The organism is Gluconobacter oxydans DSM 3504, from assembly GCF_000583855.1.
In the GTDB taxonomy this organism is placed as follows: Bacteria; Pseudomonadota; Alphaproteobacteria; order Acetobacterales; family Acetobacteraceae; genus Gluconobacter; species Gluconobacter oxydans.
The window spans coordinates 2263422-2287751 of record NZ_CP004373.1 but is presented as its reverse complement, the minus strand read 5'-3'; the positions used below and the strand labels follow the sequence as shown (position 1 = coordinate 2287751).

Sequence of the window (24330 nt, the reverse complement as noted above, 5' to 3'; positions counted from 1 at the left end):
AGAACGCGATCAGGCCGGACGCGATGCCGCCAGACGCCACCGCGCGTCGGACTGCCCCGCCACACGTTCGAACAGCCACAGATCGTGGAACTCGGTCACGGCCTCGGTTCCGACCACCGGCTCACCCTCACGATCCGTAAGGATATTCACCTGACGCGACACGATCTTCACTTCGATTCGGCCGACCCGCGTCCCGTCTTCAGCAGACACAAGCATCGCATCCAGAATGGACAGGCTCTCGATCCCGCGCAGATCACTCCGCTGCGTCTCGCCCGCCTGCACCCGGGCATCAATCGCCGCAGAAAAAGAGTCCATGGAGGCCGGCGTCAGCAGCTTTTCCAGCGCCGTACGGTCGCCGACCGCAAAAGCCGGAACCACCTGACGGAACGTCCCTTCGGCTTCCTTCAGGAAACCATCGGGCGAAAATCCCGGGAAAACAGACCCGATCTCACCCAGAACCGTCCCGACCCGCGTGGCAGGCGCAGGAATTTCATACGCCACATCCGGCACCGCCTGATCGAACATCCCGGGAGCAGCCCCCGGTTTCCCAGCAACCTGCCCGGGCAGCGGCGGCGGAACGCTCGGACGTGCGGCATCCGGAGCCGCCCCCTTCTGCGCACCCCGACCAAACCCGGCCCCCGGACGTTCCTGCCGCACCCCCTGCATCCCGACACGGCGGCCAAGAACACGGTACAGCCTCACCCCCAGCGCCACGGCGAGCACGAACAGGACCACGAGGTCCCAGGGAAAATAATGACCCGCGTGAGCCATGAGGCCGGCGGGGAGATGGATGTCGTCAGAAGACATGAAGGCCTGTGTTTCGCAGTGTTCGGTTAAAGATCCGTTGACCTACAGATAGGGTGCAATCCGTCCGATCTCAACCATCTGTCCGCCAGAACCGTGTCTTGGCGGACAGCGGACATCATGCTACCGCCGAGGGATCGCAATCGTTCCAATCGATGTCCGCCAAGGGCCCAGCCCCTGCGGAACCGGAGACTGTATGTCAGAGAACACCACCGACAACGCTGCCCTGGGCCAGGAAAACGTGCCGGCCATGCCGCTGGCCATCAACCTGCAGTACACGAAGGACCTCTCCTTCGAAGTACCGGCCGGCGCTTCCATTTTCGCAACACTGCGCCCTGCTCCGCAGATTTCCGTCAACATCGACGTCCAGGCCAACCGTCTGGAAGAAGATCAGGCCGTCTATGAAGTCGCCCTGGCCGTCCGCGCCGAGGCCGCCGAGCCGCCGGCACAGGAAGGTGGCCAGGCCGGTCGTACGGTGTTCATCGCCGAGCTGACCTACGCCGCCGTCGTGACGCTGAACAACCCGCCGCAGGAGCTCATCGAGCCGATCCTGCTGGTTGAAGTGCCGCGCCTGATCTTCCCGTATGTCCGCTCCATCGTCAGCGATGTCACGCGTGACGGCGGCTTCCCGCCCGTCGTGCTGCAGCCGATCGACTTCGTTGCCCTGTGGCAGGCCAAGCGCGCCCAGCAGTTCCCGGAACCCGCCGGCGAAGCCTGATCAGACGACTGGCCCGAGCTGCTCCAGCGGATCGGGCCACATCACCGCGCGCCATTCCTTCGGGTCCAGGCGCGCGGCAATGGCCTCTGACAAACAGAGCGCCCGCACGGCAGACAGCGCCGTGACCTCTTCGGCCCCCAGCGCTTCCCTGAACGCTTCCGCCGTTTTCCCCGAATACAGCAGCACGGAATCGACTCGCCCGCCCCGCAAGGCCGCAGCCGCATCATCAGGCAGAACCGTACGCTTGCAGGCCGCATAAACCTCGACCCGCTGCACACCCAGATCCTGCGCCAGCTCCACGCCGTAGCCCTCGCCACTGGCCAGCAGCACATCCGCGCCCAGAATGCCCCGCGCCCGGCAGAACGCCGCCAGAGCCCGCGCATCTCCGTCCGCCGCCTCAACATTCACGAACCCGGCCTTGCGTGCCCGCGCCGCCGTCCGCGCACCCACCGCCACAACCAGCCGGTCCCGAGGCCAGTCCCGCAGCGCAGGCAACGCATTCGCACTCGTCACCAGCACAGCCCGGAACACTCCGGGCGCAACAGGCTCAAATGTCGTGATATCCAGCATCGGACACGCCACAGCCTCCCAGCCGAGCGCCCGGACCTCCGCCATCGTAGCGGACAGTCCGGGCTCCGGCCGGGTCACCAGAACCGCGCGCGCCAGTTCAGGGCGACCCGGTTCAGGCCGGGTAAGCGTCAGGGACGCCTCATTTCATCAAAGATATGGGCCGGCGTGTCGCGGCGAAGTTCGTCCGCAAGCTCGGTCCCCAGACGGGCGGCCTCAAGCGGCGCACCCTCGATTTCGCGACGCAGCAGGAACGTCCCGTCCTCGCTCGCAATCATGCCGCTGAGCTTCAGAACGCCCTTCTCGATCCGGGCATACCCCCCGATCGGCGTCCGGCACGAGCCGTCCAGCTCAGCCAGAAGCGCACGCTCGGCCGTCGAAACCGCCCGCGCTTCCGGATCCTCGATCGCGGAGAGCAGTTCGCGCAGTTCCAGATCGCTCTCACGAACCGTCACGCCCACAATGCCCTGCCCCGAGGCCGGCAGCATCTGATGCGGCTCCAGCACGACGTCCACACGATCCTCCATGCCCAGACGCCGCAGCCCGGCCAGCGCCAGAAGCGTTGCCTCGCACGCTCCGGCCCGCAGCTTGTCCAGGCGGGTCTGCACATTGCCACGCAGCAGGCAGAACCGTAGATCGGGCCTTACATGCAGCATCTGCGCCTGACGACGCACCGACGCACATCCAATCAGCGCCCCTTCCGGCAGACAGTCATAAGGACGCTGCGGATCAACCACCACGTCGCGATCCCGCAGGATCAGCGCATCGCGCGCATCCTCGCGCTTGAGCGTACAGGCCAGCACGAGGCCCGGCGGCAGGTTGGTTTCCAGATCCTTGAGACTGTGCACCGCGAAATCGATCCGCCCGGCCGCCAGCGCCTCATGGATTTCCTTGGCAAAAAGTCCCTTGCCGCCGATTTCCGCCAGACGCTGCACCAGATTGCGGTCGCCCTCGGTGCTGATCTGGTATTCCTGAAATGCCCCCATATCGCGCAGAACGGGGCAGAACCGCGTCAGACGCGTCAGAAAGTTCCGCGTCTGGACCAGCGCCAGCGGAGACGCCCGCGACCCGACACGAAGAGGAAGCTTGCGGCCGGTAGGCGGCTCAGCGGCGTGGGAGCGGCGGACGGCTTCCGCGGCGACTCTCTGGAGCGCCTCGGAAGGCAGGACGGGAGCATTCATGAACGGCAGCTTTAGCCCATTCACACGGGACTGTCATGATATGACAGACTCGGCCATAATAAGCCCCATGTCAGCCTCCGCCACTTCTCCATCCGCATCCACGCGCCCCCTTCTGGCCATCGAAACCTCCTGCGACGATACGGCCTGCGCCATCCTCGCTTACGACGGCACGATCCTGGCCGAAGGCGTCCTATCCCAGACCGACCATGCCATTCTCGGCGGCGTCGTCCCGGAAATCGCGGCCCGCGCCCATCTGGACGCCCTGCCTGCACTGGTGGCGGAAGTCCTGAAAAAAGCCTCCCTGACGCTGGCCGACATCGACACGTTCGCCGGCACAACCGGCCCCGGTCTGATCGGCGGCCTGATCGTCGGCAGTTCCTACGCCAAGGGACTGGCCATGGCGCTGCACCGCCCCTTCGTGGCCGTGAACCATATCGAGGCCCACATCCTCACCCCGCGCCTCCCCAGCCTGGGTGCTGACCTGCACTTCCCCTACCTGACGATGCTGGTCTCGGGCGGCCATTGCCAGTGCGTCTCGGTCGAGGAAACCGGCCGTTATGTCCGCCTTGGCGGCACAATCGATGACGCCGCCGGAGAAGCCTTCGACAAGGTCGCCAAGATGCTCGGCCTCGGCTGGCCCGGCGGACCCGCTCTGGAAAAACTCGCCACCGAAGGCCGCGACGACGCCTATCCGCTGCCCCGCCCCCTCAAGGGCCGCGAAGGCTGCGATTTCTCGTTCTCTGGCCTGAAAACCGCCGTCAGCCGCCTGATCGACACACAGGACCCGATCGGCAGCCGCGACGCTCTCCCGCGTCAGTTCGCCGCCGACGTCGCCGCGTCCTTCCAGCGTGCGGTTGCCGATGTGATGGCCGACCGCGCCGAACACGCCCTAGCCCTCAGCCCGAACGCCACGGCCCTGGTCGTTGCAGGCGGTGTCGCCGCCAACAAAACCCTGCGCCACGCCCTCGAACAGGTCGCCGCCAACCACGGCATCCCCTTCTTCGCCCCGCCCCTGCGCCTGTGCACGGACAACGCGGTCATGGTCGCCTGGGCCGCCCTCGAACGCCTCCACGCGGGCGAGACCCCCAACGAAATCGACACCGCAGCCCGTCCCCGCTGGCCCCTGTCGGAACGCACTCCCGCCACCCCGGAACACATCTCTTGAACTACCGTCACATCTACCACGCCGGAAACTTCGCCGATTGCATGAAGCACGCCCTGCTTCTGGCACTCATCAAGGCGCTTAAGCGTAAACCCGCGGGCTTCGTCGTCCTCGACACCCATGCCGGATGCGGCCGCTACGACCTGTCATCCGAAGAAGCCGAAAAGACGGGCGAATGGCGCGCAGGCATCGGCCAGCTTCTGGAACAGCCAGCCACCGAGCCGCTTGCGGACTATCTCGACGCCGTGCGCCCCAACGTGCAGGACCGGCACCGCTACCCCGGCTCCCCGGCTTTCGCCCGCGCCGAACTCCGCCCGCAGGACCAGCTCATCGCCTGCGAACTGCACCCCGAAGACGTCCGCCCCCTGCGCCGCCTCTTCCACGCCGATCCGCAGGCCGCAATCCATCACCGTGACGGCTATGAAGCCCTGCGCGCCCTGCTTCCGCCGAAGGATCTCAAGCGCGGCCTCGTCCTCATCGACCCGCCGTTTGAAAAGCCGGACGATTTCGCCCGCTGCGCCGACGCCATCGCCCTGATCCGCACCCGCTTCCGCGCCGGGATCATCGCCGTCTGGTACCCGATCAAACACCGCACACCCGTCCGCGCCTTCTACACGGCGCTTCAGGACGCCGGCATCCGGGACATGCTCGCCTGCGAGTTCCTGCTCCGCCCGCCCGTCGATCCCTCCCGCCTGAACGGCTGCGGCCTGCTGGTCGTCAACGCCCCGTTCGGCTTTGAAGACGACGCCCGCAACATTCTCGAAGCCCTTGCCACCGGCCTGCGTTCTCCCGAGGCCGAAGACATCCAGATCAACATCGAACGACTGACAGAAGAATAACCATGACCACACGTCCGCATATCGCCGTCATCGGCGCCGGAGCCTGGGGAACGGCGCTGGCCTGCGCCACAGCAGCGACAGGCGCGGACGTGACACTCTGGATGCGCAATCCGATCCCACCCGGAACCCGCACCCTCCCGCGCCTGCCGGACATCACCCTGCCTGAAAACGTCACCATCACCGGTGATTTCCCCCGCAGCGCAGACGTCGCCCTGCTCGTCACCCCGGTCCAGACCGCCCGCGACGTCTCCACGCGCCTCCAGACCGTGCTCGATCCCGCAGTCCCCGTCGTGACCTGCTGCAAGGGACTGGAACAGGCCACATCCCTCCTGCCGCTCGATGTTCTGGCCGAAACCATGCCCGGCCGCCCGACCGGCGTCCTTTCCGGCCCCAACTTCGCCATCGAAGTCGCAAAAGGCCTCCCCGCCGCCGCAACGCTGGCCTGTACAGACCTCGCTCTCGCGCAGAAACTTACGGCGCTCCTCAACACGTCCAGCTTCCGCCTCTACGCCAGCGATGATGCTGCCGGCGTCCAGCTTGCGGGCGCGGCCAAGAACGTCATCGCCATCGGCGCCGGCATCACCATCGGCGCAGGCCTCGGCGAAAATGCCCGCGCCGCCCTCATCACCCGCGCCGTCGCCGAAATCGGCCGCCTCGCCGAAGCCACAGGCGGCCGCGCCAGCACGCTCGCAGGCCTCGCAGGCATGGGCGACCTCATCCTGACCTGCACGGGACGCGGCTCGCGCAACTACAGTGTCGGTCTGGAACTCGGCGAAGGCCGCCCGCTCGCAGACATCCTCGCCTCACGCACAACAGTCGCAGAAGGCGTGCTGACCGCACCGGCCATGCTCGCCCTGGCCCGGCAGCACAACGTGCGGGTGCCGATCATCGAAACCGTCACCCGCCTCCTCAATGACGGCGTCTCGATCGAGGAAGCGCGTCACCTTCTGCTGGACCGCCCCCCGACCCGGGAATAACAGCGTGGTTCAGTGCAGAACGGCGCAGGCCACCCGGTCTCCCGAACCGCCAATCGGCTGGGTCTGATAATCATCCGGCTTTGCATGAATGACCACGGACGCCCCGTCAGCATCCATCAGCGCCGGCAGCCCATTGCCACCCTTCAGCGAAACGAGCGTGGAATAAAGCTCCACCGTCGCCGTCCCGTCCGCAGCGACATACAGGTTCGGCAGATCCCCCGCATCATTCGCATCTGCCCTCAGCAGGCCATGCACAACCGGCGTCACCGCATGCACATGCGCACCCGCACTGGTGAATTTCGGAGCCGCACAGCTCCCCTTTTCATGGAAATGAATCCCGTGCCAGCCCGGCGTCAGCCCCTGGACCTGCAGACGCAGCAGAACCCCCTTGGGCGCTCCCGTCACATCCACGATCCCGTGCGTGGCCCCATCCGTCCCCTTCAGCTCCCCGCTCACATGCTCCGCCGCAGACGCCAGAGCAGGAAGAGCCATCACAGAGGCCAGAAGAAGGGTCAGGAATCCGGAACGGCGCATGGAGAAACTCACAGTCTGATCAGAGGAAGATGATAACTGTTCGCATCCTACCCGGATCCAGCCATCCCATGGATCAGAGATTCGTGAACGCCCCTGCGGCTCAGACGAACAGCCCCGCAATCACCGCACTCATCGCATTAGACAGCGTCCCCGCTGCCACGGCCCGCACCGCCAGCGACGCCACATCCGTCCGCCGACGCGGCTCCGCACTCCCGAATGCCCCGATCAGGATCCCGATCGTGGAGATGTTCGCAAACCCGCACAGCGCAAAAGACAGGATCGTAATCGTCCGCTGCGACAGGGCATGCGCATGGATCAGCGGCGACAGGTTCACATAGGCCACGAACTCGTTGAACGCGATCTTCTGCCCCAGCAGCCCGCCCGCCACGACACATTCGCTCCATGGCACCCCGAGCAGCCAGGCAAACGGCGCAAACACCGTCCCCAGGATGCGCGCCAGAGACAGCCCAACCGCACCCAGAATCCCGTTCGCCAGCGCAATCAGCCCCACGAACGCAATCAGCACAGACCCCACAGCCACCGCGATTTTCGCGCCATTCATCGCGCCATCCGCAATGGCCTCGAACATGCTGTGATGCCCGTGATCCGCCCCGGCAATCTGCGCATCAGAGCGGCGCGGCCCCGGAAACAGAATGCGCGAGAACAGCAGTCCCCCCGGGATCGCCATGAAGGACGCCGCCAGCAGGTTCTCCATCGGCACACCAAGCGAAGCATATCCCGCCAGCACGGACCCCGCGATCGACGACGTCCCGCTGCACAGCACCGTCGCCAACTCCCCTTCCGACATTTCCGCCAGACAGGTCTGAAGCGCGATCGGCATCTCGCTCTGCCCCAGAAAAATCGTCAGCACCGCCGAGAACGATTCGAGCCCCGTCGTCCCCAGCACCCGCGACAGCGCACCACCAATCAGCTTCGAGAGGAACTGCAACACGCCCCAGTGCTGCAACAGCCCCAGAAGGGCTGCGACATAAACGATCTCCGGCAGAACCTTGAGCGCAAAGACGAAACTGTCATTGCCAAACAGCCCGTTCATCTTCGGCCCGACCAAGCCACCGAAAAGGAACGCACTCCCCACATCCCCGTAAGACAGGACCTTCGTCACCGCATCGGACATCAGATGCAGCCCATGCGCACCCGCCGGCACCCAAAGTACGACCGCCGCAATCAGCATCTGCAACAGCAGCGCCCGTCCGACGAGTGACCAGTCGATGGCCCGGCGGTTGGTGGACAAAAGCGCACCCAGAAACAGAAGACCGGCCATGCCGACAAGGACGCGCAGGATCACGCAGGCAAACTCCTCACCCAAAAACAGAACGACGCACCCGGAACTGAACCCGAAACGACCTGAACCTGTCCGTCATGTCACGTCCTGTCCACCCCTCCTCTCTCGCCTGCACGCCCCCGAACCGCTAGGATGCCGCCGACTGATAGGGAGAAGCCCCATGACCTGTGCCTATGATTTCAGCCTTCCCGGCCTGTCCGGCGACACGATCGACCTCTCGGCCTATCGCGGACGACCGCTGCTGATCGTCAACACGGCATCAAAATGCGGCTTCACTCCCCAGTACGAAGACCTCCAGCACCTCTGGTCCCGCTACGGCCGCGACTATCCTGAAGGCCTGATGATCATCGGCGTGCCGTCGAATGATTTCGGCCAGCAGGAACCCGGCTCGTCCGAAGACATCAAGAATTTCTGCCACCGCAATTACGGCGTGAGCTTCCCCATGACCGCGCGCCAGCATGTGCGCGGCCCCGAAACCACCCCGCTGTTCCGCTGGCTGGACAAACAGGGCGGCTTCCTCGCCCGTCCACGCTGGAATTTTTACAAATATCTGACCGACCGCGATGGCAAACTCGTCAACTGGTTCACGCCACTAGCCAAGCCCGCCTCAAACCGCGTTGAGGAAGCCATCCGCAAGGTCCTGCTGGATCACTGAACGCCAAGCCGTCCGGCCAGCGCAGCCTCGATCAGCGCAATATTCCGCAGATCGGCCTTGAAGACCGTATCGAACAGATCCCCCGCCAGCGGTACGAGGCCCACCACGGCCTCGATCGCCACATTGCCAAGCATCCGCTGTACGATCTGGCGGTCCACGCCCATCCGCCGCCCTTCCCAGACGATATAAAGCGACAGCGCCGTCCCGATCAACGCACCGCCGCCTGGCAGAAGCCCCAGCAGCGTATCCAGCCCCGCCCGCAGCCGAAGCCCCGGAATCCTCGCGGCAGAGTTCAGAAGCCAGGCCAGACGCCGGATCCGCTCCAGCCTCAGGCGAAGCTCGGCGACACTCACAGGCGGGGAAATCTTTGAAAAATCGCTCATGGCACCCCCTATCACGCAACAGCGACAGGGAAGTTCATCTTTTTTCCTTGAACAACCGTATCGAAAGCCGCCAGAGTTCAAGTCAGAAATGTGACAGGAGACATTTATGAAGGACTCACCCCTCCGCCCGATCCTGCCCCTTCTGGTCGTCGCCGCACTCGGCGCACTGACCCCGGCCGTGGCCCATCACGTCACGACCTTCCTTGGCCTGTCCGGCATCTTCTGGGCCAGCGCCATGCTGATGCTTGAAGTCACGCTGCTCTGCATCGGCCTTGCCGCGATCCGCCCCACGATCCAGCAGCCCGCCAGAGCCGAAACGACGCTGCACAACCGCGAAACGGTCCTGCGCTGAAGCCCATCCGTCACACTGCGCTTTTCCTGTAACGGGGGATATGTCACGGCGCTGAATGATCGGCTAGGATCAGGAAATGCTTCGCAATTTCCTGACAGTCGGCAGCTGGACCATGCTTTCGCGTGTCCTCGGCCTCGTTCGTGACCAGCTTCTCGCCGCGTTCCTTGGTGCCGGCCCCGTTCAGGATGCCTACCTGATCGCGCTTCGCCTGCCCAACATGTTCCGGCGCCTCTTCGGCGAAGGCGCGTTCAACGCCGCCTTCGTGCCGATGTTCACCGAGCGCTACGAAACAAAGGGTCACCAGTCCGCCCTGCGCTTCGCAGGGCAGGCCCTGTCCGGACTGATGCTCTGGCTCGCGTTGCTGACCATCCTGGCTGAAATCTTCATGCCGCTGGTCGTGAGTTTCATCGGCTCGGGCCTCACCGGCACCCGTTTCGAAACCGCGGTGCACCTGTCGCGAATCACGTTCCCCTACATGCTGCTGATCTGCGGCGCAGCACTCGTCTCCGGCGTGCTGAACGGCCTCGGCAAGTTCACCGCAGCGGCCGCCGCCTACGTCACCTTCAACATCATCGGCATCGCCGCCATCCTCCTCGGCGCACTGGTCTGGCACAACACCGCCGTCGTCAGCGCCTGGGGTGTAACGCTCTCCGGTGTTGTCCAGCTCGGCGCCCTGTACTGGGCCGCCCGACGTGCCGGCATGGCCCCGCATCTGACATGGCCCAGCCTGTCCCCCGACATGCGCGCCCTCCTGCGCCGCATGGGCCCCGGCCTCGTCGGCTCCGGCGTCACCCAGATCAACCTGACCGTCGATACCATCATCGCCACGCACCTGCCCGTCGGCACCCCTTCGATCCTGTATTTCGCCGACCGCATCAACCAGCTCCCGCTCGGCGTGCTGGGCTCGGCAGCCGGCACGGCCCTCCTGCCACTCCTGACGCGCCACATCGCCAATAACGACCGCACCGCCGTCCATTCGAGCCTCAACCGCGCCATCGACTACACGCTGCTCCTGACGCTGCCCGCCATGATCGGCATGATCGTTCTGGCCTCCCCCATCATGGCCGCCCTGTTCGGCTACGGCCATTTCACCGTCAGCGACGCCATCCTCTCCGGACAGTGCCTCCAGGCCTACGCGCTGGGCCTGCCCGCCTTCGTCCTCATCAAGGTCCTCTCCCCGGCCTTTTTCGCGGAAGGCGACACCGTCACCCCCGTCCGCATCGGCTTCTTCACGCTGGCCCTGAACCTCGTCCTCAACCTTCTGCTCTACCGTCCGCTCGGCCATATCGGGCCGCCGCTGGCCAGCACGATCGCCGCCTTCGTCAACTGCACGCTGCTCGCCGTTATCCTGCACCGACGCGGCCTCTTCATCGCCGATCCGCTCCTGAGAGGCCGCGCCCTGCGCATTGCCGGTGCCGGTATTATGATGGCCCTGTGGGTCGCGGCGGCAGAAAAGCTCGCAGCCCCCGGCCTGCCCGCCTGGCACGGCGTGTGGCGTCTGGGCATGCTCACGGCGCTGATCATCTTCGGCATGCTCGTCTACGCCGTAATGCTCGATGCCCTGAAAGTGGTGCGCCTGCGTGACGCCACCGTGGCTTTCCAGTCACGCCTGAACCGCCGACGCGCCCGCTGACCCCATCCCGCCGGTTCACACACCGGCGGAGAGACGTTATTTTCCCAACCCCTTCCCGAAGTGACAGCCCGGAGACCGGACCCATCGGCACCTTCATGCCCCTGCCTACCGCCGAAAACGCCAGCCCCGCGATGGCCCAGTGGTTCGACCTCAAACACCAGGAACCCGACGCCCTCCTGTTCTTCCGCATGGGCGATTTCTACGAGCTGTTCTTCTCCGATGCGCAGGCCGCCGCCATGGCGCTCGACATCGCGCTCACGGCCCGCGGCACCCATCAGGGCGAGCCGATCCCCATGTGTGGCGTCCCTGTCGCAGCAGCCCCGGCCTATCTGTCCCGCCTGATCCGTCGCGGCTTCCGCGTCGCCGTCGCCGAACAGACACAGGTCCCACCGAAAAAAGGCGAAAAGCCCCAGAAAGGCCCGCTCTCCCGGGCCATCGTCCGCGTCGTCACCCCCGGCACCCTGACCGAAGACGAACTGCTCGAAGCCGGACGCGCCAACCTGCTCCTCGCCATCGCCCGCAGCCCGGAAAAGCGCGCAAAGACGGTCGGCGCGGCCTGGATCGACATCTCCACCGGCGCCTTCGAAACCGCCTCGGTCCCCGAGACCGCCCTGCCCGAACTCATGGCCCGGCTCGACGCCGCCGAGATCCTGTCCGAACCCGACCTGATCCCGCCGGACTACGCCTCCCGTCTAGCTCCCGTCGCCGTCCCCCCCACGCTCGATAGCGCCCGCACCCTGGTCGCCCGCGGCTATGGCGTCGCCCAGATCGACGCTCTCGGGGACTTCCCGCCCGAACAGGCCATCGCCTGCGCCATGGCCCTGAACTACGTCCAGCGCAGTCAGGCCGGTGCCCTCCCGCGCCTCTCCCGCCCCATCCCGCAGGGCACGGACGGCGTTCTCGGCATCGACCCCGCCACCCGCGCCAGCCTCGATATCCTCCGCACCCGCGACGGCGAGACGAAACACAGCCTCCTCGGCGCCGTCACCCGTACCGCCACAGCCGCAGGCTCCCGCCTCCTCGCCCAGTGGCTCGCCTCCCCCCTGACCGACGCCACCGCGATCACAGACCGCCAGAACGGCTGGCTCTGGCTGCAATCCATCCCCGGCCTGTCCGGGGCTCTCGGCGACATCCTGCGCCGCACGCCCGACCCTGCACGTGCGCTAGGCCGCATTTCCGCCGGACGCGGACAGCCGCGCGACCTCGCCGCCATCCGCGACACGCTCATCGCCGCCAACGACATCACCGCCCTGTTCCAGCCCGCCTGCGACCAGAACACCCCCGCCCTGATCCGTACCCTCACCGCAGGCCTGTACGGCCGCGCCGACGCCCTGCTGGAGCAGCTTCAGGCCGCCGTCGCCGAAACCCTGCCCGCCCGGATCGAAGATGGCGGCTTCATCGCCCCCGGCTACAACACCGAACTGGACCGCTATCGCGGCCTGCGTGACGAAAGCCGCCGCATCATCGCCGCCATGCAGGGCGAGCTGTCCGAAAAATTCGGCGTCTCAAACCTCAAGATCAAACACCACGCACAACTCGGCTACGTGATCGAAGTCCCGTCCGCTGCCGGCACGAAACTGCGCGACAACCCGGAACTGTCCTTCCGTCAGGGCACAGCCAGCCTCGCCCGCTTCTCCACGGAAGAACTCGCCGGTCTGGACCGCGCGATCCTCGAAGCCGCCGACAAGGCGTCTGCGCTGGAACGCCGCATCTTCGCCGAGCTCTGCGCCCGCATCCTGCAAACCCCGGCCCTCGATGAAGTTGCGGAGTTCCTGGCCCTCGCCGACGTCCTGCGCTCCTGCAGCCTGCTCGCGGAGGGCGGCTCATGGTGCCGCCCCACCGTCACGGACGGCACCGAATTCAATCTCGTTGCCTGCCGACACCCGGTCGTGGAAGCCGCACTGGCCGAGTCGGGAAGCGCGGACGCCCGTTTCATCCCCAATGACTGCGCCCTGCCCCCCGAACACCGCGCCATGCTGCTCACGGGTCCGAACATGGCCGGCAAATCCACCTTCCTGCGACAGACCGCACTGGCCGTCATTCTCGCGCAGGCGGGCCTCCCCGTTCCGGCCAAGGAAGCCCATATCGGCGTCGTGGACCGCCTGTTCTCCCGTGTCGGCGGCGCGGACGACCTCGCCCGCGGCCGCTCGACCTTCATGGTCGAAATGACCGAGACGGCGGCGATTCTCAATCAGGCCGGCCCGAAATCCCTCGTCGTCGTGGACGAGATCGGCCGCGGCACCGCCACCCTCGACGGATTGTCCATCGCATGGGCAACGCTCGAGGCCCTGCACACCCAGCTCGGCTCCCGGACAATCTTTGCAACACATTTCCATGAACTCGGCGCCCTGACCGAATTCCTCCCCCGTCTCGCCCCCTACACGATGGCCGTGAAAGAATGGCGCGGCGAGGTCATCTTCCAGCACGAGGTCCGCCCCGGTGCCGCCCGCAAAAGCTGGGGCCTGCATGTCGCAAAACTGGCGGGAATCCCCCAATCCGTGGTCAATCGCGCCAGCCGCCTCCTCACGCAGTTCGAGCGCGAACAGGCCGATTCCCGCTCCTCGCTGCCCCTTTTCGAAGCCGTGGCAGAGCCGGAAATTCCCCCCGCGCCCGAGCCCGCAGTGCCCCCCATTCCCACCCCGCTGGAAGACGCCATCAGGGTCCTGAACCCCGATGATCTCTCTCCCCGGGACGCGCTGGATGCGCTATACGAACTGAAACGCCTCGCCTCAGGAAACGGCACTTGAAAGAAACCTCTTTCTGGGGCGAAACTCCTTCTCTTTCCTTCGCTGACGATACGGATAAGCCCCTGTCTGACCGAACCGCCTCCCCCCCGTGCGACCCGGCCTCCTCCCTGCAGACCGCTCTCGATACGGCTGCGGCACAGGGGCAGACGACCCGCGAGAACGTCCTCTCGATCCTGCGGCGGCATCTCGGCAGCGGTAACGCCACTGTCCGTCACGAGTTCGAAAAGCGCAGGATGTCGGGAATCGACGCCGCCCGCGCCCTCGCCCACCAGGCCGACGACATGGTCTGCGCGCTGGCCGAACTCGCCGCACAGAAACACGAATCCCCCGGCGAAACCCTCTGCCTCTGCGCCACCGGCGGCTACGGCGCGGGACTTCTCGCCCCTTTCAGCGACATCGACATCCTCTTCCTGATCCCCGGTGACCCGACCCCGGCCATGACCGCCCGGATCGAGTTCATCCTTTACGCCCTGTGGGATCTCGGCCTGCGCGTCGGCCACGCCACCCGCTCCATCGCCGAATGCGTCCGCGACGCCGACAGCGACCTCACCATCCGCACCGCCCTTCTCGACCTGCGCTTCCTGCACGGCGAGCGCGGCCTCGCCCGCGACCTGCGCTGCGCCCTCGGCGCCGATCTGCAGAACGACCGGCTCTGCGAATTCGTCATGGGCAAGATCGCCGAACGCGAACAGCGCCACCGCCGCTTCGGCGACAATCCCTACATGGTCGAGCCCAACATCAAGGAAGGCCGCGGCGGCCTGCGGGACCTCCAGACCCTGAACTGGATGGGCCGTGCCGCCCTGGGCTGCGCCGTCTCCACCCCGGACCGCAACGGCCAGCCCGCCGAAGCCCCGCAGACGCCGTCCTTCGCCTCCTTCGGCCTGCTGACAGACCGCGAATCCCTGCGCGCCCGCCGCTCATGGGATTTCCTGTGGACCGTCCGCCTGCACCTGCACTACATCACCGGCCGCGCAGAGGAACGCCTGACCTTCGACGTCCAGCCCGTCATCGGCGGCCGCATGGGCTACGCAACGCACGGCCGCCAGCGCGGCGTCGAGCGCTTCATGCGCCACTATTTCCTGACCGCCCGCGACGTCATGCGCCTCACCAGCGTGCTGCAACCCGTCGTGCTGATGCATCTTCAGGACCAGACCACCGGCGAGCCGCCCAAAATCGTCCCCGGCCCCGAAGAGTTCCAGACCATCGCCGGCCGCATCTGCCCCATCGAGCCCGTGACCTTCGCGGCCCAGCCCCGCGAAATGTTCCGCCTGCTCGACTGCGGCCGCCGCCACGATCTGCCCCTGCATCCGATCGCGATGCAGCAGATCATCCGCAACGAACGCCACGCCGTCACCCTGCGCGACGATCCCGAAACCGCAAAAATCTTTCTGGACCTGCTCTGCGAGCCCAGCGCGGACGACACCAAAGCCGTCCCCTTCTGGCTCCCGATCCTGAACGAGACCGGCCTTCTCGGCCGCCTTCTGCCGGACTGGTCGCGCGTCGTCGGGCAGATGCAGTTCGACAGCTACCATATCTATACGGTCGATGAGCACATCGTCGAAGCCGTCCGCATGATGGGCCAGATCGAAGCCGGTCGCATGGCGGACGAGATCCCCCTGGCCTACACGCTGGCCAGCGACCTGCGTTCCCGCCGCGCGCTCTACGTCGCCGTCCTGCTGCACGACATCGGCAAGGGACGCGGCGGCGACCATTCCGAAATCGGCGCCGACCTCGCGCTCACCATCTGCCCGCAGCTCGGTCTGGACCCCGAAGAAACCGACACCGTCTCCTGGCTGGTCCTGCACCATCTCCTGCTGTCCCAGACCGCCTTCACCCGCGACATCGACGATCCCCGCACGATCCTCGACCTCGCCGACACCATCCAGTCCCCCGAACGCCTGCGCCTCCTTTTGCTCCTGACCATCGCCGACATGCGCGCCGTCAGCCCGAAGGTCTGGAACGCCTGGAAAGCCACGCTCCTGCGCGAGCTCTTCTCCCGCGTCGCCGAGGTGCTGGAAGGCGGACTGGCCGCCACCGAACGCGACAGCCGCGTCAACCACGCCCGCGAACTCGCCCGCGACGGCCTTGCCGGAACCCTGCCCGAAAGCAGCATCGACCGCTTTCTGGACCTCGGCTATCCGAGCTACTGGCTCGGCTTCGACACCGACACCCAGATGCGCCACGCCCGCATGGTCCACGATTCGGACCGCTACCGCTCCCCGGTCACGGTCGAAGCCTTCCCCATCCCCGAACGCGGCGTCACCGAACTCACGGTGCTCTGCGCCGACCATCCGGGCCTGTTCTCCCAGATCGCAGGCGCCCTCGCCGTCGCGGGCGCCTCCATCGTGGACGCCCGCATCCACACACTGAGCGACGGCATGGCGCTCGACACCTTCTGGGTGCAGGACGGCGAAGGCTGCTCTTTCGAGGAACCCCACCAGCTCGGCCGCCTCAACCATCTCGTGGAACAGGCCCTTTCGGGACGCCTCGACATCCGCAAGGGCATCGAAGACGCCAGCCATCACAGCACCTCGCGCCGGATGCGCGCGATCCACGTCCCGCCCCGCGTCGTCATCGACAACACGGCCTCGGACCGTCACACCGTCATCGAAGTCAATGGCCGCGACCGCCCCGGCCTGCTGCACGACGTCACATCCGCCCTCAGCAGCGCGTCACTTCAGATTTCCTCAGCCCATATCACGACCTACGGCATGCGCGCCGTGGACGTGTTCTATGTGCGGGACCTGCTGGGCCTGAAAATCACCGATCCGGTCCGCCTCGCCCGCCTGCGCGAAACCCTGCTCGCCTCCCTCACAAGCTCTCCAGTCGCTACACCCGCAAGCTGAGCGCTTCGGCGACCTCCCGCAGCACGGCCTCCCATCCCGCGGCAACCGCCACACCGGAGGGCGGCCGGAACTGCCGGACATCCCCGTACCAGTCCACATCCTTCCACCGCCAGTCACCACCTTCACGGTTGAGCAGCCACAACGCTCGCCCCAGCGCACCCGCCATATGCGCCACCAGCGTATCCACGCTGATCACCAGCGCACACCGCCCCACTTCCCGCGCCAGATCCACAGGCGTCTCAAGCGGAACCTGCTCCATCCAGTCCGGCACATCGCCGCGCTGAAGCGCCACAAAGCGCACGCCGTTCACCTGCCGCAGAGCTTCCAGACACTCCACCGGAACCGACCGCCTGCGATCAAACCGATAGGACGGATTCCCCGACCAGCAGACCCCAATCCGCACCACCTCAGGCTTTTCCGAAACCGCCAGATACGGCTCCGTTGACGGCACATCATCCATCCCCAGCACCGCCGGCAGACTCAGCAGACTGACCTCAGCCGCCACCGGCCCGTCCGCTGGCAGGATCCGCCCCTGATCCAGCTCCGGCATCAAATCCGCCAGCGCAGCAGCCCGGAACCTCAGCCGCAACGGTCGCCGCTTGGCCGCTTCCGTCAGAAACCGCAGAAACTGCACCTCATCGCCCAGCCCCTGCTCGCCCACAACGGCCACAGGCTCCTCTCCCGCCGAACCATCCCAGTGTGGAACATCCGAAACCACACGCAGCAGCGACCGACGGCTCTCAAAATCCCGCCATCCTTCCGCAAACCGCCCCTGCCCCAGCAGAATGATCGCCCGGTTGAAGCGCGCCCGATCCGCCTCCTCTCCGCTTTCGCGCATCACGATCGCCCCAAAAAGCGCCTCGGCCTCTTCCAGCCGCCCGATTTCCATCAGCACCGTCCCCAGACTGTTGGCGATCCGCCCATCCGAAGGCCGGAGTTGCAGCGCTTCCTGCAACGTCTCACAGGCCGCGCGAAGATCGCCCAGCGCCATCTCCACCAGCCCCAGACTGTTGAGCGTCTCCGCAGTCCGCGCGCCCCGCTCACAGGCCTGCGACAGAACTGTCGCCGCTTCGTCGAACGCGTTGCAGGCAAATAACGCCGCCCCCAGATTGGCCAGCGCACCCCCATCCTGCGGCCTGCGATTCACGACTTTGCGGAACTGTCCGACGGCCTGCCCGGACAACCGATGGTCGATCGAGTGCCTGACCGTCGAAGCCGCCCTCCTGATGCATGCCGCCGTGCTGTTCCCCGTCGAGCACGAACTCTCGCCCTGGCTTTCCAACCCCAAGCCCTCGCCCCGCATGGTCGAGCGGCTGGCCAAAGCCGCCGAAACCCATCCTGACGGTGCAAAAGACAACACCAAAAAAGAATCCCAGTCCTGAACTGATGGCACGTTCAGACCACTTCTGACTTGCCAAACACGGCTGGCAGGGCAATGTCAGAGGCATGAAAACCCGTCTCCTGCACGTCGCCGCCGCTACCGGCCTTGCGGCACTGGCCGTCATGGCCACCCCCGCCAGAGCGGATCATCCCTGGCAGGACGCTCCCGTTCAGGCGTCCATCACAGCAGACGCAACGCTCCCGGGCCTACAGCCCACAACGCTGCTCGCCGCCGAAAACGGGACCTATCTGGCCCTCGATACCAACGGACATCCCGTCCGGATCGACGCTGCCAATACGGTCTCTCCCCTTCCCGGCCCCAGTCAGCCCACGGACCGCCTGGTCGCGCTGACCCGGTCCGGCACCGATCTGTGGGGCCTGGCAACCGGCGCACAGCCCGCCCTCATCCGGATGTCGCAGGACGGATCGGTCCAGTCCCGCATTCCCCTGAGCGGCGCCACGGTGCAGGGCAGCAACCTGATCGCCCTGCAGGTCCACGATATCCACGCCTATCTGGCCGATGAAGGCAAACCCGCCCTCGTCGTGGCAAACCTCCAGACCGGCAAGGCCACCCGCTTCCTGCCCTACGACATGTCCCTCACCGGCCGTCACCCCCTCCTGCGCAACAACCAGCCGCGCATGGGACCGGACGGACACCCCATGGCCGGCGGCAATGTGCGCTTCCTCATGCTGGATGCGAAAGGCCAGTGGCTCTTCTACCAGCCCGCCTGCGGCCCCATGTCCCGCATCGAAACCGCCCTGCTGACCGATACGACCTTCACCGCCGTCGAACAGCTCGACGGCATCACCGAGTGGCGGACAACCCCCAGCCTCGGCGGCGCGACCCTGACCCCGGATGACACCTTCTACCTGTCCGACATCACCGTCGGCAGCATCCTGAAATTCGGCAGCGACCGCATCCCGCTGCGGATCCTCCGTGACCAGCGCCTCTTCGATGCAGGCGCCCCCGCCGTCTCAGACAGCCACCAGATGGCCGTTCTGGCCACGGAAGATGGCACAACCCACATTCTTCGCATCGCCTTGCCCTGACAGGACGTGATATAAATTTCCCCATGCGCTACCGATCGACCCGCGGCGAGCTGACCGCCGACGCCCCGAACTTCTCTGACATCCTTCTCGCCGGCCTGGCGGGAGATGGCGGTCTCTACATGCCGGAGAGCTGGCCCAAGATCAGCCCACAGACCCTGCGCGAGTGGCGCACGCTCTCCTATCCAGACCTCGCCGCCGAAGTCATCGCCCTCTTCACCGAAGGCGCGATCGACGTCGACACCCTGCGCGACATGACGCGTGACGCCTATGCGGATTTCGACCACGCCGCCGTCGTCCCGCTGGTCGAGGTCGAGCAGGATCTGTACTCCCTCGAACTGTTCCACGGCCCGACGCTCGCCTTCAAGGACATGGCGATGCAGATGCTCGGCCGCCTGTTCGACCACGTCCTGACCCAGCGCAACCGCCACGTTACAATCGTCGGCGCAACCTCCGGCGACACCGGTTCTGCTGCCATCGAGGCCTGCCGCGGCCGCGAACGCCTCTCCGTCGTCATCCTGCACCCGAAGGGCCGTACGTCCGACGTCCAGCGCCGCCAGATGACGACCGTTCAGGACGACAACATCCTCAACATCGCCGTCGAAGGCGATTTCGACACCTGTCAGGACCTGGTCAAGGCGATGTTCGCCGACCACACCTTCCGTGACGAGGTCTCGCTTTCGGCCGTCAATTCGATCAACTGGGCCCGCATTGCCGCCCAGATCCCGTATTACGTCCGCGCGGCCCTGGCTCTCGGCGCTCCGGACCGCGAAGTCTCCTTCTCGGTCCCGACCGGCAATTTCGGCAACGTTCTTGCCGCCTGGGCCGCAAAGCAGATGGGTCTGCCCATCAAGAAGCTCTGCATCGGCTCCAACCGCAACGACATCCTCACTCGTTTCGTCATCGACAACGACATGAGCGTGCGCACGGTCGAGCCCAGCCTGTCGCCTTCGATGGACATTCAGGTCTCGTCCAACTTCGAGCGCCTGCTGTTCGAACTGCTGGACCGCAACTCCACCCGCTGCGCCGCCATCATGCGTGAGTTCCGCGAGACCGGCCGCATGGCCGTCCCTCACGACGCCTGGACCCGCATGAAAGAGGTGTTCGAGGGCATGACCCTCACCGACGAACAGACCAGCGAAGCCATGCGCCTGTTCTATAACGAGAGCCTCTATCTCGCGGACCCGCACAGCGCGATCGGCCTCGCCGTCGGCAAGCATTTCCAGGAACCCGGCATCCCCATGGTCGCGGCCGCCACGGCCCACCCGGCCAAGTTCCCGGACGCCGTGATCGCCGCCACCGGCATCCACCCCAAACTCCCGCCGCACCTGTCCGACCTGTTCGAGCGCACCGAGCGCTATGAGTGCATGGACAGTCAGATTGCCGGCCTTCAGGACGCCGTCCGCGCCCATATCCGGCGCGGCTGATCGTCCAACACAGGCTCCCCAGCCGGGGAGCCTGCCTTCCTTCGACAATACGGAACCTCATGCCCGATACGATTGAAGTCACCAGACTCGATAACGGCCTGACCATCATCACCGAACGGATGGACCGCGTCGAAACCGTCTCCTTCGGAGCCTATGTCTCCATCGGCACGCGCGACGAGACCGCCGACAATAACGGTGTCTCCCACTTCCTCGAACACATGGCCTTCAAGGGCACCGAGCGCCGCTCCGCCTCCCGCATCGCCGAGGAGATCGAGAATGTCGGCGGCTACATCAACGCCTATACCGCCCGCGAAACCACCGCCTATTACGTTAAACTGCTGAAGAACGACCTCGCCCTCGGCGTGGACATCATCGGTGACATCCTGACCCACAGCACGTTCCTCGATGCCGAAATCGAGCGCGAACGCGGCGTGATCCTTCAGGAAATCGGTCAGGCCAACGACACCCCCGACGACATCATCTTCGACCAGTTCCAGGAACGCGCCTTCCCCGAACAGCCCATGGGCCGCCCCACACTGGGCTCGGAAGAACGCGTCTCGACCATGACCCGCGACACGCTCATGTCCTACATGCGCGAGCACTACACGACCCACAACATCACCATCGCCGCTGCCGGAAACCTGCACCATCAGCAGGTCGTCGATCTGGTGAAGGAGCATTTCCGCGACCTCCCAACCCATCAGACGCCCCGTCCCCGCGCGGCCGCGTATGAAGGCGGCGAACTCCGCACGACCCGCGAACTGGATCAGGCCCATCTCGTCATGGGCTTCCCCTCGGTCAGCTACATGCACCCCGACCATTACGCGGTCATGATCCTCTCGACGCTCCTCGGCGGCGGCATGTCCTCGCGCCTGTTCCAGGAAATCCGCGAGCGTCGGGGTCTGGTCTACAGCGTCTATTCCTTCGCCTCCCCCTTCAGCGACAGCGGCCTGTTCGGCCTCTACGCTGGTACGGGCGAAGAACAGACCGCCGAGCTCGTCCCCGTCATGATCGACGAACTCAAGCGCCTGCAGGACGGGCTGACCGCGGAAGAGCTGTCCCGCGCCCGCGCCCAGCTCAAATCCTCGCTCCTGATGTCTCTGGAAAGCACCGGCAGCCGCTGCGAACAGCTCGCCCGCCAGATCCAGGTCCATAACCGCCCCGTCCCAACGGCCGAAACGGTCGCCAAGATCGACGCGGTGACGGAAGAGGACATCCTGCGCGTCGCCCGGACCATTTTCTCCGGCACGCCAACCTTCACCGCCATCGGCCCCATCGACAACATGCCCTCGCTCGAGGACATCACAGCAAGGCTCGCCGCATGACCACAACGCCCGTCGAAGCCCTCCTTGCCGCAGCCCGCCGTCATGGCGCGGACCATGCGGACGCCATCCTCGTCCGCGATGAGTCCGAGTCCGCACTCGTTCGCAAGGGTGTCCCCGAAGGCATCGAACGCTCCGAGAGCGTCGCCCTCGGCCTGCGCGTCTTTCGCGGCAAGCGGGCGGCCACGGTTTCGACAAGCGTTCTGAACGAGGCCGAGTTCGACCGTCTGGCCGAGCAGGCCTGCGCCATGGCTCTCGTGGTCCCCGAAGACCAGTATGCCGGCCTCGCCGAAGCCGCCCTTCAGGGCCGTTTCGACGCCACCGGACTGGACCTCGAATGCAGCTCCACCCCGAGCATGGACGACCTCCTCGCCCGCGCCCGCGAAGCCGAAGACACCGCCTTGTCCTTTGAAGGCATCACCAACACCAACGGCGCCTCCGCCGGTCACGGTCGCACCTCGGTCGCACTCGGCACCTCCGCAGGCTTCTTCGGCGCCTACAGCCGCACCGGACATTCCACCAGCGCCAGCGTCCTCGCCGGCGAAGGCCCCACGATGCAGCGCGACTACGCCTTCCGCAGCGCCGTGCATCTCGAGGATCTCGAAAGCCCGGCCGTCATCGGCCGCGAAGCCGCCGAGCGCGTCCTGGCCCGCGTCAATCCCGGCCGCCCCCGCACCGGCACCTACAGCGTTATCTACGACCCGCGCGTCTCCGGCACCCTGCTCGGCCATCTGGTCGGCGCCATCAATGGTGCCGCCATCGCGCGCGGAACGTCCTTCCTCAAGGACAGCCTCGGCAAGCAGATCCTCTCCGCCGGCCTGACCGTCCATGACGACCCGCGCCGCATCCGGGGTGCAGCCTCCCGCCCCTTCGACGCCGAAGGCTGCGCCGCCCTGCCGCTGGACCTGATCGCGGACGGCGTGCTCCAGACCTGGCTGCTCGACTCCCGAAGCGGCCGCCAGCTCAACATGCCCACGAACGGCCGCGCGAGCCGCGGGGTCGCCTCACCGCCCTCCCCGAGTGTGACAAATCTTCATCTCGCAGCCGGAACCCTTTCTTCCGAGGCCCTGCGTTCCGATATCAGTGAAGGGATCCTGATCACCGAGCTCATGGGCTCGTCGGTCAACATGCTGACCGGCGATTACAGCCGTGGCGCTTCGGGCTTCATGATCCGCAACGGCGAAATTGCCGAACCCGTTGCCGAACTCACGGTGGCCGGCAATCTCAAGGACATGTTTGCCCGCATGATTCCGGGCAGTGATCTAATGTTCCGGCAGAGCGTTAATGCGCCAAGTATCCGGATCGACGGCATGAACATTGCAGGACTTTGATGCGTAAATTCCGACTTTCTACGACCGCCCTCGCCCTCCTCTGCGCTGTCAGCCTCGGCGCGCTGGGAACAGCGGATGCGCGCCCGGGCGGCGGCAGCTCCATCGGAAGCCGCGGCTCCCACACCTGGAGCGCCCCGCCGCGCACATCCATCACGCCCGGCTGGGCCCGCCCGATGGACCAGTCCGCAACCCCGCGTCCTTCGCCCAATTACGGCTCACCGGGCTATGCCGCTCCGGCCCGCCCGATGCCCGGCTTCGGCGCCCCGGTCTACAGACCCTCCTACCCGGTCCGCCATCCGTTCCTGAGCGGCTTTGCAGGTGGCTTTCTGGGCGCAGGCCTGTTCGGTCTGCTGAGCGGTCACGGCTTCATGGGCGGCATGACCGGCGGCACGTCGTTCTTCGGCTTCCTGCTGCAGGTTCTCATCATCGGCGGCCTGATCGCCTTCGTCCTGCGCATGTTCGGTAACCGTGGCCAGCGCAGCCCGATGGGCATGCCCTCTTCCGCAGGTGCATCCTCCTTCGGCAACGCAGGCGGCAGCACACCCGTGACGCTGACCAATGACGACTACCTGAGTTTCCAGCGCCTTCTGCTCGACATCCAGGCTGCCTGGAGCGCACAGAACATGCGCGCCCTCGCCAGCATGGCAACCCCGGAAATGACGGGCTATTTCAACGCCCAGCTTTCCGATCTCGCCAGCCGCGGCGCCCGGAACATCGTCTCCAACGTCCAGTTCCAGCGCGGTGACCTCTCCGAAGCCTGGCGCGAAGGCAACCTGACCTACGCCACGGTCGCCATGCGCTATTCCATGACGGACGTCACCACGGACTCCATGGGCAACGTCATCGACGGCAGCTCCACCGAGCCCGTCACCGTGACCGAACTCTGGACTTTCGTCCGTGCTGATGGCCGCGGCAACTGGATCCTTTCCGCCATCCAGCAGGCTGGTTAAAAAGCCCCAGAAACAGAAAAGGCCCGGGAAACCCCGGGCCTTTTTTATTGCCTGAATAAAAAGCTGAACTCCGGCCCTTACAGCCGCGTCAGCGTAATCACGTAAAAGATCACAGCCAGCAGCACCACACCACCAACAATCCCCGTAATCCGGCTCAGACGCCGCTTGCGGG

At 65.9% G+C, this 24330-nt stretch carries 22 protein-coding genes; 15 read left to right on the top strand and 7 right to left on the bottom strand.

Translation table 11 applies throughout. The features are described 5' to 3' along the window. Positions 1–9: 9 nt before the first annotated feature. Positions 10–807: a Tim44/TimA family putative adaptor protein gene (locus GLS_RS10120; RefSeq protein ID WP_041112130.1), complete on the bottom strand. Its 798-nt coding sequence runs from the start codon at positions 805–807 to the stop codon at positions 10–12. Between the two features lie 193 nt (positions 808–1000). Here GLS_RS10120 and secB point away from each other — a divergent pair, with 193 nt between their 5' ends. Then, a complete protein-coding gene (gene secB / locus GLS_RS10115) occupies positions 1001–1522 on the top strand; it encodes a protein-export chaperone SecB (RefSeq protein ID WP_041112129.1) in 522 nt (173 codons plus the stop codon). On the opposite strand, the gene GLS_RS10110 is transcribed toward secB, so the two are convergent. Together GLS_RS10110 and hemC are read right to left on the bottom strand one after the other, a co-directional pair. Next, a complete protein-coding gene (locus GLS_RS10110) occupies positions 1523–2170 on the bottom strand; it encodes a uroporphyrinogen-III synthase (RefSeq protein WP_226986566.1) in 648 nt (215 codons plus the stop codon). It lies immediately after the preceding gene. Positions 2171–2220: 50 nt separating this feature from the next. Next, positions 2221–3270: a hydroxymethylbilane synthase gene (hemC, locus tag GLS_RS10105; RefSeq protein ID WP_041112846.1), complete on the bottom strand. Its 1050-nt coding sequence runs from the start codon at positions 3268–3270 to the stop codon at positions 2221–2223. Positions 3271–3337: 67 nt separating this feature from the next. On the opposite strand from hemC, the gene tsaD reads away from it, so the two are divergent. The 3 genes from tsaD to GLS_RS10090 are packed head-to-tail and all read left to right on the top strand — an operon-like array spanning position 3338 to position 6248. Further along, a complete protein-coding gene (gene tsaD, locus GLS_RS10100; protein WP_041112127.1) occupies positions 3338–4435 on the top strand; it encodes a tRNA (adenosine(37)-N6)-threonylcarbamoyltransferase complex transferase subunit TsaD in 1098 nt (365 codons plus the stop codon). Continuing rightward, positions 4432–5271 carry a 23S rRNA (adenine(2030)-N(6))-methyltransferase RlmJ gene (locus tag GLS_RS10095; RefSeq protein ID WP_041112126.1) on the top strand — a complete coding sequence of 280 codons (840 nt, stop codon included), beginning with the start codon at positions 4432–4434 and terminating at the stop codon, positions 5269–5271. Before tsaD ends, GLS_RS10095 begins: the two co-directional genes overlap by 4 nt. A 2-nt stretch (positions 5272–5273) precedes the next feature. Beyond that, a complete protein-coding gene (locus GLS_RS10090; RefSeq protein ID WP_041112125.1) occupies positions 5274–6248 on the top strand; it encodes an NAD(P)H-dependent glycerol-3-phosphate dehydrogenase in 975 nt (324 codons plus the stop codon). Positions 6249–6257: 9 nt separating this feature from the next. Here the strand turns inward: GLS_RS10090 and sodC are convergent, their stop codons facing one another. Both sodC and GLS_RS10080 read right to left on the bottom strand, forming a co-directional pair. After that, positions 6258–6782: a superoxide dismutase[Cu-Zn] gene (gene sodC, locus GLS_RS10085; RefSeq protein ID WP_041112124.1), complete on the bottom strand. Its 525-nt coding sequence runs from the start codon at positions 6780–6782 to the stop codon at positions 6258–6260. 100 nt (positions 6783–6882) lie between these two features. Further along, a complete protein-coding gene (locus GLS_RS10080; RefSeq protein ID WP_041112845.1) occupies positions 6883–8064 on the bottom strand; it encodes a NupC/NupG family nucleoside CNT transporter in 1182 nt (393 codons plus the stop codon). A 181-nt stretch (positions 8065–8245) separates the two neighbouring features. Here GLS_RS10080 and GLS_RS10075 point away from each other — a divergent pair, with 181 nt between their 5' ends. Then, positions 8246–8740, top strand: coding sequence for a glutathione peroxidase (locus GLS_RS10075; protein ID WP_041112123.1), 495 nt, complete (start codon positions 8246–8248; stop codon positions 8738–8740). Here GLS_RS10075 and GLS_RS10070 read toward each other — a convergent pair. Next, on the bottom strand, positions 8734–9123 hold the full coding sequence (locus tag GLS_RS10070; RefSeq protein WP_041112122.1) for a DUF4112 domain-containing protein: 390 nt from the start codon (positions 9121–9123) through the stop codon (positions 8734–8736). The genes GLS_RS10075 and GLS_RS10070 overlap by 7 nt on opposite strands. Positions 9124–9229: 106 nt before the next feature. Here GLS_RS10070 and GLS_RS10065 point away from each other — a divergent pair, with 106 nt between their 5' ends. The 4 genes from GLS_RS10065 to GLS_RS10050 all read left to right on the top strand — a co-directional run bounded on the left by GLS_RS10065 (position 9230) and on the right by GLS_RS10050 (position 16701). Beyond that, positions 9230–9475, top strand: coding sequence for a hypothetical protein (locus GLS_RS10065; RefSeq protein WP_041112121.1), 246 nt, complete (start codon positions 9230–9232; stop codon positions 9473–9475). 76 nt (positions 9476–9551) lie between these two features. After that, a complete protein-coding gene (gene murJ, locus GLS_RS10060; protein ID WP_041112120.1) occupies positions 9552–11108 on the top strand; it encodes a murein biosynthesis integral membrane protein MurJ in 1557 nt (518 codons plus the stop codon). A 95-nt stretch (positions 11109–11203) separates the two neighbouring features. Beyond that, on the top strand, positions 11204–13855 hold the full coding sequence (gene mutS, locus GLS_RS10055; protein ID WP_041112119.1) for a DNA mismatch repair protein MutS: 2652 nt from the start codon (positions 11204–11206) through the stop codon (positions 13853–13855). Next, complete coding sequence (locus tag GLS_RS10050; protein WP_041112118.1) at positions 13852–16701, top strand: [protein-PII] uridylyltransferase; 2850 nt, start codon at positions 13852–13854, stop codon at positions 16699–16701. Before mutS ends, GLS_RS10050 begins: the two co-directional genes overlap by 4 nt. On the opposite strand, the gene GLS_RS10045 is transcribed toward GLS_RS10050, so the two are convergent. Further along, positions 16685–17848 (bottom strand): tetratricopeptide repeat protein, encoded by a 1164-nt coding sequence (locus GLS_RS10045; RefSeq protein ID WP_226986565.1) that lies wholly within the window; start codon positions 17846–17848, stop codon positions 16685–16687. The two genes, GLS_RS10050 and GLS_RS10045, sit on opposite strands and share 17 nt — an antisense overlap. Before the next feature lie 4 nt (positions 17849–17852). On the opposite strand from GLS_RS10045, the gene GLS_RS13290 reads away from it, so the two are divergent. The 6 genes from GLS_RS13290 (at position 17853) to GLS_RS10020 (ending at position 24158) form a co-directional block, all read left to right on the top strand. Then, complete coding sequence (locus tag GLS_RS13290; protein ID WP_148295924.1) at positions 17853–18083, top strand: hypothetical protein; 231 nt, start codon at positions 17853–17855, stop codon at positions 18081–18083. Between the two features lie 64 nt (positions 18084–18147). Next, positions 18148–19131 carry a hypothetical protein gene (locus GLS_RS10040; RefSeq protein ID WP_041112117.1) on the top strand — a complete coding sequence of 328 codons (984 nt, stop codon included), beginning with the start codon at positions 18148–18150 and terminating at the stop codon, positions 19129–19131. 23 nt (positions 19132–19154) lie between these two features. After that, positions 19155–20555: a threonine synthase gene (thrC, locus tag GLS_RS10035; protein ID WP_041112116.1), complete on the top strand. Its 1401-nt coding sequence runs from the start codon at positions 19155–19157 to the stop codon at positions 20553–20555. Between the two features lie 59 nt (positions 20556–20614). After that, complete coding sequence (locus GLS_RS10030; protein ID WP_041112115.1) at positions 20615–21880, top strand: M16 family metallopeptidase; 1266 nt, start codon at positions 20615–20617, stop codon at positions 21878–21880. Then, entirely contained in the window at positions 21877–23208 is a 1332-nt protein-coding gene (locus GLS_RS10025; RefSeq protein WP_041112114.1) for a TldD/PmbA family protein, read from the top strand. The genes GLS_RS10030 and GLS_RS10025 overlap by 4 nt, the downstream gene beginning before the upstream one ends. Continuing rightward, complete coding sequence (locus GLS_RS10020) at positions 23208–24158, top strand: Tim44 domain-containing protein (RefSeq protein ID WP_041112113.1); 951 nt, start codon at positions 23208–23210, stop codon at positions 24156–24158. Before GLS_RS10025 ends, GLS_RS10020 begins: the two co-directional genes overlap by 1 nt. Positions 24159–24330: the final 172 nt, after the last annotated feature.

Coding starts and splice junctions, on each gene's coding strand:
- GLS_RS10090 (WP_041112125.1), top strand. CDS start 5,274: ATGACCACACGTCCGCATATCGCCGTCATCGGCGCCGGAGCCTGGGGA.
- tsaD (WP_041112127.1), top strand. CDS start 3,338: ATGTCAGCCTCCGCCACTTCTCCATCCGCATCCACGCGCCCCCTTCTG.
- murJ (WP_041112120.1), top strand. CDS start 9,552: ATGCTTCGCAATTTCCTGACAGTCGGCAGCTGGACCATGCTTTCGCGT.
- GLS_RS10120 (WP_041112130.1), bottom strand. CDS start 807: ATGTCTTCTGACGACATCCATCTCCCCGCCGGCCTCATGGCTCACGCG.
- hemC (WP_041112846.1), bottom strand. CDS start 3,270: ATGAATGCTCCCGTCCTGCCTTCCGAGGCGCTCCAGAGAGTCGCCGCG.
- GLS_RS10070 (WP_041112122.1), bottom strand. CDS start 9,123: ATGAGCGATTTTTCAAAGATTTCCCCGCCTGTGAGTGTCGCCGAGCTT.
- GLS_RS10065 (WP_041112121.1), top strand. CDS start 9,230: ATGAAGGACTCACCCCTCCGCCCGATCCTGCCCCTTCTGGTCGTCGCC.
- GLS_RS10075 (WP_041112123.1), top strand. CDS start 8,246: ATGACCTGTGCCTATGATTTCAGCCTTCCCGGCCTGTCCGGCGACACG.
- GLS_RS10080 (WP_041112845.1), bottom strand. CDS start 8,064: ATGGCCGGTCTTCTGTTTCTGGGTGCGCTTTTGTCCACCAACCGCCGG.
- GLS_RS10025 (WP_041112114.1), top strand. CDS start 21,877: ATGACCACAACGCCCGTCGAAGCCCTCCTTGCCGCAGCCCGCCGTCAT.
- GLS_RS10030 (WP_041112115.1), top strand. CDS start 20,615: ATGCCCGATACGATTGAAGTCACCAGACTCGATAACGGCCTGACCATC.
- GLS_RS10040 (WP_041112117.1), top strand. CDS start 18,148: ATGAAAACCCGTCTCCTGCACGTCGCCGCCGCTACCGGCCTTGCGGCA.
- GLS_RS10020 (WP_041112113.1), top strand. CDS start 23,208: ATGCGTAAATTCCGACTTTCTACGACCGCCCTCGCCCTCCTCTGCGCT.
- sodC (WP_041112124.1), bottom strand. CDS start 6,782: ATGCGCCGTTCCGGATTCCTGACCCTTCTTCTGGCCTCTGTGATGGCT.
- secB (WP_041112129.1), top strand. CDS start 1,001: ATGTCAGAGAACACCACCGACAACGCTGCCCTGGGCCAGGAAAACGTG.
- thrC (WP_041112116.1), top strand. CDS start 19,155: ATGCGCTACCGATCGACCCGCGGCGAGCTGACCGCCGACGCCCCGAAC.
- mutS (WP_041112119.1), top strand. CDS start 11,204: ATGCCCCTGCCTACCGCCGAAAACGCCAGCCCCGCGATGGCCCAGTGG.